The 11,943-nt window shown below is 73.9% G+C and carries 12 protein-coding genes; 6 read left to right on the forward strand and 6 right to left on the reverse strand.

Annotated elements, in window-relative coordinates:
• Nucleotides 1-44 precede the first annotated feature (44 nt).
• Nucleotides 45-446, forward strand: coding sequence for an anti-sigma factor (locus ACFQPS_RS14810; protein ID WP_377359997.1), 402 nt, complete (start codon nucleotides 45-47; stop codon nucleotides 444-446).
• 154 nt (nucleotides 447-600) lie between these two features.
• Here ACFQPS_RS14810 and ACFQPS_RS14815 read toward each other — a convergent pair whose 3' ends face one another.
• Nucleotides 601-765, reverse strand: a complete 165-nt coding sequence (locus ACFQPS_RS14815) for a DUF1328 domain-containing protein (protein ID WP_012566823.1) — start codon at nucleotides 763-765, stop codon at nucleotides 601-603.
• 241 nt (nucleotides 766-1,006) lie between these two features.
• Nucleotides 1,007-1,210 carry a hypothetical protein gene (locus ACFQPS_RS14820; protein ID WP_377359998.1) on the reverse strand — a complete coding sequence of 68 codons (204 nt, stop codon included), beginning with the start codon at nucleotides 1,208-1,210 and terminating at the stop codon, nucleotides 1,007-1,009.
• Between the two features lie 196 nt (nucleotides 1,211-1,406).
• On the opposite strand from ACFQPS_RS14820, the gene ACFQPS_RS14825 reads away from it, so the two are divergent.
• Complete coding sequence (locus tag ACFQPS_RS14825; protein WP_377359999.1) at nucleotides 1,407-1,901, forward strand: hypothetical protein; 495 nt, start codon at nucleotides 1,407-1,409, stop codon at nucleotides 1,899-1,901.
• A gap of 16 nt (nucleotides 1,902-1,917) precedes the next feature.
• Here the strand turns inward: ACFQPS_RS14825 and ACFQPS_RS14830 are convergent, their stop codons facing one another.
• Nucleotides 1,918-3,636 (reverse strand): YjbH domain-containing protein, encoded by a 1,719-nt coding sequence (locus tag ACFQPS_RS14830; protein WP_377360000.1) that lies wholly within the window; start codon nucleotides 3,634-3,636, stop codon nucleotides 1,918-1,920.
• A gap of 129 nt (nucleotides 3,637-3,765) precedes the next feature.
• On the reverse strand, nucleotides 3,766-5,562 hold the full coding sequence (locus ACFQPS_RS14835) for an acyl-CoA dehydrogenase (protein ID WP_377360001.1): 1,797 nt from the start codon (nucleotides 5,560-5,562) through the stop codon (nucleotides 3,766-3,768).
• A 225-nt stretch (nucleotides 5,563-5,787) separates the two neighbouring features.
• Here ACFQPS_RS14835 and ACFQPS_RS14840 point away from each other — a divergent pair, with 225 nt between their 5' ends.
• Nucleotides 5,788-6,708 (forward strand): hypothetical protein, encoded by a 921-nt coding sequence (locus ACFQPS_RS14840; RefSeq protein WP_377360002.1) that lies wholly within the window; start codon nucleotides 5,788-5,790, stop codon nucleotides 6,706-6,708.
• 35 nt (nucleotides 6,709-6,743) lie between these two features.
• Here ACFQPS_RS14840 and ACFQPS_RS14845 read toward each other — a convergent pair whose 3' ends face one another.
• Nucleotides 6,744-8,165, reverse strand: coding sequence for an FAD-binding oxidoreductase (locus ACFQPS_RS14845; protein ID WP_377360003.1), 1,422 nt, complete (start codon nucleotides 8,163-8,165; stop codon nucleotides 6,744-6,746).
• Nucleotides 8,166-8,203: 38 nt separating this feature from the next.
• On the reverse strand, nucleotides 8,204-9,184 hold the full coding sequence (locus ACFQPS_RS14850; RefSeq protein WP_377360004.1) for an L-threonylcarbamoyladenylate synthase: 981 nt from the start codon (nucleotides 9,182-9,184) through the stop codon (nucleotides 8,204-8,206).
• Nucleotides 9,185-9,384: 200 nt separating this feature from the next.
• Here ACFQPS_RS14850 and parA point away from each other — a divergent pair, with 200 nt between their 5' ends.
• The 3 genes from parA to ACFQPS_RS14865 all read left to right on the forward strand — a co-directional run bounded on the left by parA (nucleotide 9,385) and on the right by ACFQPS_RS14865 (nucleotide 11,917).
• A complete protein-coding gene (parA, locus tag ACFQPS_RS14855) occupies nucleotides 9,385-10,023 on the forward strand; it encodes a ParA family partition ATPase (RefSeq protein ID WP_377360005.1) in 639 nt (212 codons plus the stop codon).
• A 153-nt stretch (nucleotides 10,024-10,176) separates the two neighbouring features.
• Complete coding sequence (locus ACFQPS_RS14860) at nucleotides 10,177-10,476, forward strand: hypothetical protein (protein ID WP_012566814.1); 300 nt, start codon at nucleotides 10,177-10,179, stop codon at nucleotides 10,474-10,476.
• Between the two features lie 118 nt (nucleotides 10,477-10,594).
• Entirely contained in the window at nucleotides 10,595-11,917 is a 1,323-nt protein-coding gene (locus ACFQPS_RS14865; RefSeq protein ID WP_377360006.1) for a hypothetical protein, read from the forward strand.
• The last annotated feature ends 26 nt before the right edge of the window (nucleotides 11,918-11,943 follow it).

An 11,943-nucleotide genomic window follows, 5' to 3' on the forward strand; every position in this document is an offset into this window, starting at 1 on the left:
GCCGTCCCGGACGGGGGCCCGGACTGGGGCCCGGACTGACGCTCGTGACAGGCGGCGCTGGCGGTGCCGACAGCCTTCAGGATGACCTCAACGCCTGGGTCGACGGTGCGCTGTCTCCGCTGGCGGCGGCCCGGCTCGGTCTCCGGGTGGCGGCGCTGCCGGACATGGCGGCCCGGGCCGCGGCCTACCGCGCCCAGATCGACGGGCTGCATGCGCTCTACGATCCCGTGCTGGACGAACCGATTCCGGAGATGCTCCTGGCCCGGGTGCGCGATGCCCGGCACCGGGCGCAACCGGTGCCTGCCGTCCTGATCCCGGCGCGGGCCGGTGCTGCCCGCCGGATCGGCCTGTTGTCGGCGGCGCTGGCCGCATCGGTCGGCACGGCGCTTCTGGGCATGCTGGTGCTGCACCGGCTCGGCACCGGCATGGCCGTCTTCGTGAACTGATCCGCCCTGGGGCGGTGGCTGGCATCTTCCGGGCACCGGCCGGGAGGTCGGGGGCAAAAGAGAGGGCGGCTCCGGACCGGAGCCGCCCTTGCAGTGGAGGCTACCTCGCCTGGAAGACTGTCCCGCCCACGGACCTGCCGGGGCGGCAGCGTCGTCAGCGGCGCCTGACCAGTCCCATGATCAGGGACACGACGAAGATCACCAGGAAGATGAAAAACAGAATCTGGGCGATTCCGGCCGATGCCGAGGAAATTCCGCCGAAGCCGAGTACGCCCGCGACCAGGGCGACGACAAAGAAGATCAGGGCCCAGTAGAGCATCGCGTCCTCCGAATCTCGCGCAGGCCCGCCGATCCCTTCGGGCGTCGGGCCTTGTTCGAGCGGATAACGAGACCGCAGGCACAAAAGTTCCGCTGGTCCGGGCGGCGGGACCGTCCAGTCGGGTGCGGCCGCAAGCCCCGGGCAGCAGGACCGGGGCTTGCGGGGGGCCGACAGGAGGGACGTCGGGGAACCGGACGGCGTGCGGCAGGACCGGCTCAGGCGCCCGGGTCAGGTCGCGGGGTCAGGTGTCGCGGCTGCGCCGGCCACGGCGCTTGCGCGCCGGCGCCTGCGGCGGGGCGGGAGGACGGGTGCAGCTCAGCAGTCCCTGGTAGGCAAGCTGGATCACCTCCGGCAGAGCCTGGACGGGGGTCGGATTCGCCTTCGTGTAGGACGTGGCGATCCGGCTGGCCAGTTCCCGGAGTTCTAGGGTCTTCGTCTCGCTCATGCTCGTCTCCTGCGGCCGTCCCCACCACCGGTCCGCTGTACCCCGGACCCTAGCGTGAGGGTCGCGGTGATACGTCTCCCCAAATGGTCCTATGTCCTTCGTCCGCCAAGGGGAGGGGGTGGGGAGAGTTGCGGGAACGCGACACCCCGCCCCCGTGTTTGTGCCGGCATCATCCGTAACGGACGAGGGACGATCCATGAGGACGAGCACCATGACCGCGCTGGCGGCGGCCCTGCTGCTGAGAAGCGCGCCGGCGCTGGCGCAGGATGCGGGTGGCGCCGCCGGTCCGGGGGGCTGGCCGGCCCAGGAGCCTTCGGTTCAGCAGCCGCAGGGCCAGCCGCCCCAGGGCCAGGATCAGCCGGGGCAGCAGGGCAGGGCGCCGGACCTGTCCGATCCCGCTGCGCCCGGGACCGGGACCGGGCTGGATGCGGCACAGGCTCCCGCCACTGGCGGCACGGAGGTGCTGGTCGAGATCGACGAGGTGGACGATGCCCGCCTGGGGCCGGCCCAGCGCCGCCTCTCCGTGATGCAGACCACCTTGCTGAACCGCTTCAGCCAGCTCGGCTTCTCCGACGTGCGCGAGTTCCGCCGGGAGGGGGAGACCTACGTCGCCGAGGCGGTGGACGGCGACGGGCAGGAGGTGACCGTGGTGCTGGACCCCGCCAGCGGGACGATCGTCGCCCGCCGCTGACGGCCGGGTCCGGCCGTCAGGATGCCCCGTCCAGCAGGTGCGGCCAGCCGCGGGTCAGCCGGCCTGCGCCGGCGGGATCGGTCAGGGCGGCCAGCCCGCCGCGGCGGTCCAGCCGCTGTCCGGCCTTGCGGGCCAGCGGGTGCAGGCTCAGGGCCGCCCGCCCCTCGACGGGCTCCGCCACGGCACCCAGCGGCAGCGTCAGGCCCAGCGCGACGGTGACCCCGCCGGCGAGCCCGACCTCCCCGGACAGGCTTGCCCCGTCCCCGAGCCGCCGCTCCAGCGCCAGCGCCGCCCCCCAGCCGCCGTCCAGATACCGGCCGGCCCGCAGTTCCACCTCCGCATCGGCGCCCGGCAGGTCGTAGCCGGCCACGGCGAAGCCCGTCGTGACGCCCCCCCAGGGCAGGAAGCGCAGGGCTTCCGGCTCGCGCTTCCAGACCCGATGCAGCTCCGCGCCCAGCCGCCAGCGGGCCAGCGGCGGACGCAGCATCACCTCGCCGCCGGCTCCGCCATACATCTCTTCCAGCAGGCCCGCTTCGGCCAGCACGGACCAGCCGGGGGCGGGACCGGCCACCCAGGACGCCATCAGACGCGATGGCGACAGCCGCCGCGCCGCGAAGGCCGCCGCATCGGCACGCCCCCGGTCCGGGGCCTCGCCGTCCTCCGGCATGTCGCCGTGCGATGCCGCCAGGGTCAGGCGTGTGCTGCCCTCCAGCCGCAGCCCCGGCAGCGGCCGCAGCAGGGCGCCGAGGTCGGCGCTCAGGCGCTGGCCCCAGCCGGCTTCCGCCGGCAGCGGCCCCTGCTCCAGCAGCAGGTCCAGGCGGGGGCGCAGCAACGGGGGGCGGGGCGGCGGCCCTTCCGCCGCGGCCAGCCGTGTCCGCCGGGCGATCTCGTCCACGCTGCCGCGGCCCCGGAGCGCCCGCTCCAGATCGGCGGCCGGCAGATCCAGCCGGACGCCGGGCAGGTCGCCCGCGGTCAGGTCCACGCGCACCCGGCCGTCGGCACCGGCGCCCGCAGCCCGTGCCGCGCGGCCGGCCACCGCGGCCGTCTCCGCCTCCTCCGGAACCTCTGCCACGGCCCGGCCCGGGGCCGTGACCGCAAGGCGTGCCGCCCGCGCCGGCGGGCGGGGCAGGGTCGCATCCGTCGCCGTCAGGCGCAGGGTCAGGAAGGGGCCGGTACCGGCTTCCACGCCGGCGCCCAGCGTCAGCCAGGGCAGGGCCTGCCACTGCGCCGCGAGGCGGGGCCGCTCCAGCCGCCCCACCCGCCCCGCCTCGGCCGACAGGGCGAGATCGCCCCCGGACGGCGCCCAGCGCAGGGTGCCGTAGGGCCGCACGGCGCTGTCGGTCCAGGCGGCGCCGAGGGTCAGGTCCAGCGGGCCGATCCAGGTTCCCGCCGCCAGGAATCCGGTGCGGTCCGGGCCGCCGCCGCCCAGCCCGCGCATCCCGGCCAGCAGCGACGGCGTGGTGTGCCCGGCCGGCAGAACCTGCCACGAAAGATCGGCCCCGGCGTCCCCGCCGGGCGCCTGCCGCAGACCCAGCAGCAGGCCGGGCAGGGGGCGCAGGCCCGCGGCCACGGCCGCGCCGTCGCGGCCCGTTTCAAGCGCCAGCCAGCCGCTGCCGTCCGCAGGCAGCACGGCGTCGGGCCGTCCCGTCGGCAGGGGCGGGGGCGGTGAGGCCCGGACGGTGCCGGGCAGCAGCAGGCAGAGGAGGAGAAGGAGGGCGGACGTGCGTCCGGTCACAGGCGTTGACCCCAGGCGGGGCCGCCGATGATGCCGCATGGATGCGGAAACGCAACCCCGGCGCGTTCAGGCACGGTGCAGAGCCAGGGCTCCGGGTCCCGCGTGTCGGCGGGACCCGGTCCGGCGTTCTCAGAACTGCTCGGCGTCCAGCGCCATCACGGCCCGGTGGCCCTCGACGACGGGCTTCAGCAGGCCGTGGACCTGCGGCAGGATCTGGTCGGCGTAGAAGCGGGTGGTGATCAGCTTGCCGTCCAGGAAGCGCCGGTCCTCGCCCGGCGCCGCCATCAGGGCCTGCGCCGCGATCGCCGCCTTGGCCGACAGCCAGCCGCCGATGACGATGCCGGACATCCGCAGGTAGGGCACGGCCCCGGCGGCGGCCGCGGCGGGATCGCTCTTCGCCGCCTCCACCAGCCAGGTCGTCGCCTGCTCCAGCGCGGCCGCGGCGTCCGCCAGATTGCCGCCGATCACCGCCATGTCGTCGCCCGGCCGGTCCTTGGCGGCGGCGGCCGTGTCCCTGATCCCCGCCAGCAGGCGCAGGGCCGTTTCGCCCCCGTCGCGCGCCACCTTGCGGAAGACCAGGTCGTTCGCCTGGATGCCGTTGGTGCCCTCATAGATCGGGGCGATGCGGGCGTCGCGCAGGTGCTGTGCCGCCCCCGTCTCCTCGATGAAGCCCATGCCGCCATGGACCTGCACGCCCAGCGACGCGGACTCCACGCCCAGGTCGGTGCACCACGCCTTGGTGATCGGGGTCAGCAGGTCGTTCAGCGCCTTGGCCCGGCGCCGCTCCTCGGCGTCGGGGTGGCGCTTGGCCCGGTCGAAGGCCGCCGCGGTGAGGTAACAGAGCGCCCGCGCCGCCTCGATCTGCGACTTGGCGGTCAGCAGCATGCGGCGCACGTCGGGGTGGTTGATGATGGCAACGGGGGCGGGATCGCGGCCGGTCAGCGCGCGCGACTGCACGCGCGTTCTCGCATAGTCGCGGGCCTGCTGGTAGGCGCGCTCGGCGATGCCGACGCCCTGCACGCCCACGCCCAGGCGGGCGTTGTTCATCATCGTGAACATGTACTCGATGCCGCGGTTCTCCTCCCCGATCAGGAAGCCCGTGGCGCCGCCATTGTCACCGAACGCCATCACCGCGGTGGGGGAGGCGTGGATGCCCAGCTTGTGCTCCAGCCCGGCGCAGCGCAGGTCGTTGCGCGCGCCCAGCGAGCCGTCCGGGTTCACCATGACCTTCGGCACGATGAACAGGCTGATGCCCTTCACGCCCGGCGGTGCGTCCGGCGTGCGCGCCAGCACCATGTGGATGATGTTCGGCGTGAAGTCGTGCTCGCCGTAGGTGATGAAGATCTTCTGCCCGGTGATGCGGTAGCTGCCGTCGCCGGCCGGCACGGCCCGGGTGCGCACGGCGCCCACGTCCGAACCGGCCTGCGGCTCGGTCAGGTTCATGGTGCCGGTCCACTCGCCGGAGATCATCTTCTCCAGATAGAGCCGCTTCTGCTCCTCGCTGCCGTGCTCGGTCAGCAGCTCCACCGCCCCCTGGTTCAGCATGGGGCAGAGGGCGAAGCTCATGTTGGCGGCGTTCCACATCTCCTGGATCGGCATGGCCAGCGTCCAGGGCAGGCCCTGGCCGCCATGGTCCGGATCGAAGGGCACGCTGTTCCAGCCACCCTCGGCATAGGCCCTGTACGCCTCCTTGAACCCGGTCGGGGTGCGGACGACGCCGTTGTCCAGCACGGCCCCTTCCTGGTCGCCCTGCCAGTTGATCGGCGCCAGCACGTCGCGGGCCAGCTTCCCGGCCTCCTCCAGCACCGCGTCCACCAGGTCGGGCGACGCCGCCTCGTAGCCCGGCAGGGCGGCCACGGCGGGCAGGTCCACCACATGGTTGAGGGTGAAGCGGATGTCCTGGATCGGTGCGTTGTACGGGATCATGGTTGCAGGCGTCCTCCCAAGGATGGCCGGGCCGACTGCAAGGGGCCCGGCGGTGACCGGCCGGTACACGGCACATTCTCGTCGGGCGGGGACGGGCCCGCCCTGTCGCCGGCTAACATGGCCGGAAGCCCGCCGCCGGGCAAGGGGGCGTGGTCGGCCCGCGCAGGCGCGGTTGGCACGCCGGTTGCTTCCCTTCCGGGCAGACCGATGCCAACGAGGCAGACCGTGACCAGCACCCTTTCCATCGCCCGCCCTGGCGAACTCCAGTCCAGCAGCCGTCCGGCGCAGTCCGGCGCGTCGGCCCGGGTCCTGGCGGCCGTGCAGCAGGCCAGCGCCCGGACGGGGGTCGATTTTTCCTACCTCATGGAAAAAGCTGCCGTGGAGAGCGGCTACCGCACCGACGTCAAGGCATCCACCAGCAGCGCCACCGGCCTCTACCAGTTCGTGGACAGGACCTGGCTCGACATGGTGGAGCAGCACGGCGCCAAGCACGGGCTGGGGCGCTATGCCAGTGCCGTCCGGCGCGACGCCTCGGGCGATCCCTATGTCGCCGATCCCGCGCTGAAGAAGGAGATCCTGGAGCTGCGCAAGGACCCCAGGCTCTCGGCCCTGCTGGCGGGCGAGCTGGCGAACGACAACCGCCGCTCGCTGGAGGCGGATCTCGACCGGCCGGTGGACAACACCGACCTCTACCTCGCCCACTTCCTGGGGGCCGGCGGTGCCGGCAAGTTCCTGTCCGCGATGGAGAAGGACCCGTCCCAGCCGGCGGCGAAGCTGCTGCCGGAGGCGGCGCGGGCCAACCGCAGCGTCTTCTACGACGAGAACGGTCAGGCGCGCTCGTTGCAGCAGATCTACGACCGTTTCGACCGGCGCTTCGGCGGTGGCACGCAGGTGGCCTCCGACAGCGTGTTCGGCACCCGGCTGGCGGAGGACACGACCTCCCAGCCCTGGCTCTCCTCCCGCTCCACCGGCTCGGCCCGGGAACCGATCTCGACCTTCACGGTGATGCAGCTCAGCGCCCTGCTGCCGCCGACGACGGACGGGGAGAAGGGCACGAGAGCCGGCGCCGGGCGCGACGGTGACGGACGCGAGGACGAGGAGAACCGGCGGACACCCAATCTGCTGGCCGGTGCGGTGCCGAGCTGACGGCGGCGCCGGCCCCGCTCAGGGCGGCGATACCTTCAGGGTGGCAGCACCTTGCCGGGGTTCATCAGCCCGTCCGGGTCCAGCGTCCGCTTGATCCGGCGCATCAGATCCAGTTCCACCGGGTCCTTGTGCGCGGCCAGCTCCGCCGCCTTGCGGCCGCCGATGCCGTGCTCGGCGCTGAACGATCCGCCCAGCTCCCGCACGATGCCGTGGACCAGTGCCGTCACCTCCCCGGCGCGGGCCAGGAAATCCTTGCCGGGCATCGTCTCCGGACGGCCGACGTTGAAATGGATGTTGCCGTCCCCGGCATGGCCGAACGGGTAGGGGCGGACGCCGGGGATCAGGGCCTCCAGTGCTGCCGTGCCGCGCGCGATCAGGGCGGGGATGCGGCTGACCGGGACGGAGACGTCGTGGTGGACGACGCCGCCCAGCGTCCGCCCGATCTCCGGCAGCCCCTCGCGGATGGCCCAGAGCTGGCGCCGCCGCTCCCCTGTCTCGGCGAAGGTGGCGTCCAGCACCGTGCCGGCCGCCGCGGCCTCGGCCAGCGCCTCCTCCGCGGCCTCGCGCAGGGCGCTGCCGGGCATGCCCCCGCCCAGTTCCAGCAGCACGTACCAGGGGGCGGGGGCGGCCAGCGGGTCGAAGCGCCGGTCCAGAAAGGCGGCGGCGCCGTCGATGGCGAAGCGCGGCAGCAGCTCGAACGCCGTTACCGCCTCGCCCGCGGCGGCGCGCAGCCGCGCCAGCAGGTCGATGGCGGCGTCCGGGTCCGGCACGGCGGCGAAGGCCGTCTCCACCTGCCGCGGACGGGGGAACAGCTTCACGCTCGCCGCCGTGACGACGCCCAGCGTCCCCTCCGCCCCCAGGAACAGGTGCTTCAGGTCGTAGCCGGTATTGTCCTTGCGCAGCCGGCGCAGGCCGTTCCAGACTCGGCCGTCGGCCAGCACCACCTCCAGCCCCAGCACCAGATCGCGGGCGTTGCCGTAGCGGATGGTCAGGATGCCGCCGGCGTTGGTGGACAGCACCCCGCCCAGGGTGCAGGTCCCTTCCGAGCCCAGGCTCAGGGGGAACAGCCGGTCCACCGCCTCCGCCGCCGCCTGCACGGCCGCCAGGGTGCAGCCGGCCTCCGCCACAAGGGTGAAGTCCAGCGCGTCCACGTCGCGGATGCGGTCCATGCGGCCCAGATTCAGCAGCACGGCCGGTTGCCCGCGGCGGGCGACGGTGCCCCCCACCAGACCCGTGTTGCCGCCCTGCGGGATCAGCGCCAGCCCGGCCTGCGCGCACAGCGCGACGCAGTCCGCCACCTGCTCCGTCGCGGCCGGGCGCAGCACGGCGAGCGGGTGGCTCTCCTCGATGCCGCGCCAGTCGAAGGCATAGGGCGCCATCGCCTCCGCCCCGGTCAGCACGGCCGCCGGCCCCAGCCGGTCGGTCAGTCGGGCGAGGGCGGAGGCGGTGTCGGTCATGGCGGCAGCCCTGCGGTGGCGGGACGGGAACGGAACGCTCAGCGCGGGGCGGCGGCCCGGCGCAGCCGGTCGTTGATGGCGGCACCCAGCCCCGTCTCCGGGACCGGCATCACGGCGATGCCGCGGGCGCCGGGCCGGTCCAGCGCCCGCAGCATGGCGAACAGGTTGGCGGCGGCCTCGTGCAGGTCGCCCGTGGGGGAGAGGTTCAGCCGCTCCCGCCCGCCGCGGATGAACTGGTCGGGCCCGAAGGCGAGGAACGCCTCGTCCGGCTCCGGCGCCGCCGCCTCCAGGCGGACGGGCAGGGCGGGGGCGTAATGGCTGGTCAGCATGCCGGGCGCCTTCACCCCGTCCGCCGCGGTGGCCCGCTCCACCGGCCCCAGCACGGCCTCCAGCTCCTCCCGCGTCACCGAGCCCGGGCGCAACAGCAGCGGCCGCTCCCCCGTCAGGTCCAGCACCGTGGATTCCAGCCCGATGGGGCAGCGGCCGCCGGCCAGGATCAGGCGCAGCCGGCCGCCGGCGCCGTCGGGGAACTCCTCCGCCACATGCAGCGGCGTCGTCGGGCTGACATGGCCGGAGCGGTTGGCGCTCGGCGCCGCCACCGGCCGCCCGGCCGCGGCCAGCAGCGCCCGCGCCACCGGATGGCCGGGGCAGCGCACGGCCACCGTGTCCAGCCCGGCGCTGACCAGCAGCGACAGGGGCGCATCCGGCCGGCGCGGCAGCACCAGGGTCAGGGGGCCGGGCCACCACATCTCCATGGCGTGGCGCGCGCGGTCGTCCACCGCCACCAGCTTTCCGGCGGCATCGGCGTCGGGGACATGCACGATCAGCGGATTGAAGTGCGGCCGGCCCTTCGCCTCGAAGATGGAGGCGACGGCGCGGTCGTTGCCGGCGTCCGCCCCCAGCCCGTAGACCGTCTCCGTGGGGAAGGCGACCAGCCCGCCCTCGGCCAGCGCCTGCGCGGCCCGGGCATGGGCCGCCGCGGTGGGCTGCAACATCTCGGGCGGGCGGGCGGTGCTCACGGGCGGGTCCTCGGGGAAGCGAACAGGAAGGCCGGCCCCGGTGTTCTAGCGCCCGGGGCGGGGGCTGTCCAACAGGTGCGGGCCATCGGGTCGGTGCGGGGGCTCTTGTGCGCCGCACACTTGCCGTTGCAGCCGGGCCGGCGCACACTCGCCCCCTCAGTGGCAGGCAGGGCGCGGCACGGGGAACGCGGGAGAGGGGCATGGCGGGGCGGGTCGTCACCATCGCACAGCAGAAGGGCGGCGCCGGCAAGACGACGCTGGCGATCCATCTCGCCGTCGCCTGGAGCCTTGGCGGCCGGCGGGTGGTGACGGTGGACATCGATCCGCAGGGCAGCCTCACCGAATGGGCGCGGGTCCGGGCCGCCACCCTGGGCGGAGGCGACCCCGCCCTGACGCATGTGCAGGTCTCCGGCTGGCGGGTGCAGAAGGAGGTGGAGCAACTGGCGCGGGAGCACGACGTGGTCGTGATCGACAGCCCGCCGCACGCGGAGACGGAGGCGCGCATCGCCATCCGCGCCGCCGGGCTGGTGGTCGTGCCGGTGCAACCCAGCCCCATGGATCTCTGGGCCACCCGGCCGACGCTGGAGGTCGCGCGGGCGGAGAAGCGGCCGGCCTTGCTGGTGCTGAACCGGGTGCCGTCGCGCGGGAAGCTGCTGGACGCGGTGGCGGCGCGGGCACAGGAACTGGGCGTGCCGGTGGCCGACACCTCGATCGGCAACCGCATCGGCTTCGCCGGCGCGATCATGGAGGGGCTGACCCTGATGGAGACGGACCGCCGCGCCAAGGGCGTGGAGGAGATCGAGGACCTCGCGGCGGAGATTCTGCGCCGCGCCGGCTGAGCGGTCCCGGCGGCTCTTGGCCCCGGCGGCTCTTGGCTCCGGGGGCGGCGATCACCACCTGAGGGCGTGAGGGGGGCCGCGCCCCACCGATGCCGGTGGAGCCCGCTCCCGGCTTGGGGTATCATCCCCGCCCAGAGCGGATGGAGATCGTCCATGGCGAACAGTCCCGGTTCCGGCAGCCCGCTCAGCGGGCTCTCCCTCGTGATCGACGCGATGCAGAAAAGCGCCCCGGCTCCCGGCAAGGACCCGGTGACGCGCAGGGTGCTGGGCGCCCTGACGGACGGGTTCGTGCCGGTGGTGGACCTGCCCGGGCGGGTGGATCTCGATCCCGAGGTCGTGGTGAAGACCGTCAACGACCTTCGCGCGAAGAAAGCCATCGACCTGCGCCAGTCCAACGGGCAATATCTGGTCGGGCTGACATCCAAGGGTTACGCCGAGGCCTTCGAGGACTGACCGGCTCTGCCGCCGCCATGTCCGCGGCTCCGGCCCTGCCGGGGAGGGGGGCATGCCGGCCGACGGACAGAGCAGTGCAGGTTCGGCATCTTCCGCGCCCGGTGCGGGGGGCCGTCCGATGACCCCGACCACGCTGATCCAGGTCGGCGTCCTCTATGCCGGTGCGCTGGTCCTGTCGGTGCTGCACCCGCAGGGGACGACGGCCGCCCTCTATCTCGTCTCCGCCGGGCTGGGCAGTTTCGTCGGCCTGACCGAGCTGATCTCCCGCTACCGCGACAACCCGCTGGCCCCGCTGCGCACGAAGCCGGGCTGGGTCTACATCGTCGTCAACGGCGCCGCCGCGGCGGCGGCCTTCGGCCTGATCCGGCTGAACGACCTGTTCGCGGACGGCACCCTGCCGCAGGCGCTGTCCCAGGTGCTGGTGGCGGCGCTGGGCAGCATGGCCTTCTTCCGCAGCGCGCTGTTCACCGTCCGGCTGGGGGAGACCGATGTGGCGGTCGGTCCGGCGGCCCTGCTCCAGGCGGTGCTGTCCGCGGCCGACCGTGCCTGCGACCGGCTGCTGGCGACGTCCCGCTCCACCCTGGTGATGGAGATCATGCGCGACGTGCGCTTCGAACATGCGCGCTCGCTGCTGCCGCTGCACGCCTTCCAGCTCATGCAGAATGTCAGCCTTGAGGAGCAGACGGGGATCGCCAAGGACATCGCCACCCTCGCCCAGGAGCAGGTGGAGGAGGAGATCAAGACCTACAATCTTGGCCTGCTGCTGCTCCGCCTGCTGGGAGAGGACGTGCTGCGCCGGATGGTGGAGGCGCTGAAGCCGGACCTCGCCCGCCCGTCCAAGGGGGAGATGCGGATCGTCAACACCATCGCGCAGATGCCGGACGCGGACGTGGCCGAACTGCTGGACATCGCCGTGACCCTGGTCGGCCTGCGCCGGCCGCCGTCATCGGAGACGGCGCGTCTGGGGGCGGCGGCATCGGCCCTCGCGGCACGGCTCGGGAACGGCGGGACCGCCCGCAAGGTGGCGCTCGCCATCGACATCCTGCAAGTCTTCGGGCGCAAGACGCTGCTCGACGCCATCGCCCTGCTGCGGCAGGCGCAGGCCGGCGGGGTGCCGGTGGACAAGGACCTGTCGCTCGACGATCTGCTCGGCGCCTCCCCGGGCGGTACTCCGGACAGCGCTCCGGGCGCTGCTCCGGAAGGGGGCCCGGATGACGGTTCCGGCGCCCCGGCGGCGGATCAGGGTGTGGTTTCCCCGGCGGTCGGCGTCGTGGCGCTGGACCGGCACCGGGCGGACCAGACCCCGGAGGCGCGTTCCACGGAGACGCGGGCTGCGGAGATGCGCGCTGCGGAGACACGGGCTACCGAGACCGAGACACGGTCAGCGGAGGCGCGCCCCAAGGACACCCCGACCCCGCCGCCGGCAGACGCCGCCTCCTGAGGGGGCGGCATCTGACAGGGCCGGCT

It is taken from the genome of Rhodocista pekingensis (assembly GCF_042665545.1).
Taxonomy (GTDB): Bacteria; Pseudomonadota; Alphaproteobacteria; order Azospirillales; family Azospirillaceae; genus Rhodocista; species Rhodocista pekingensis.

Coding starts and splice junctions, on each gene's coding strand:
- ACFQPS_RS14860 (WP_012566814.1), top strand. CDS start 10,177: ATGGCGAACAGTCCCGGTTCCGGCAGCCCGCTCAGCGGGCTCTCCCTC.
- ACFQPS_RS14825 (WP_377359999.1), top strand. CDS start 1,407: ATGAGGACGAGCACCATGACCGCGCTGGCGGCGGCCCTGCTGCTGAGA.
- ACFQPS_RS14865 (WP_377360006.1), top strand. CDS start 10,595: ATGACCCCGACCACGCTGATCCAGGTCGGCGTCCTCTATGCCGGTGCG.
- ACFQPS_RS14845 (WP_377360003.1), bottom strand. CDS start 8,165: ATGACCGACACCGCCTCCGCCCTCGCCCGACTGACCGACCGGCTGGGG.
- ACFQPS_RS14820 (WP_377359998.1), bottom strand. CDS start 1,210: ATGAGCGAGACGAAGACCCTAGAACTCCGGGAACTGGCCAGCCGGATC.
- ACFQPS_RS14815 (WP_012566823.1), bottom strand. CDS start 765: ATGCTCTACTGGGCCCTGATCTTCTTTGTCGTCGCCCTGGTCGCGGGC.
- ACFQPS_RS14835 (WP_377360001.1), bottom strand. CDS start 5,562: ATGATCCCGTACAACGCACCGATCCAGGACATCCGCTTCACCCTCAAC.
- parA (WP_377360005.1), top strand. CDS start 9,385: ATGGCGGGGCGGGTCGTCACCATCGCACAGCAGAAGGGCGGCGCCGGC.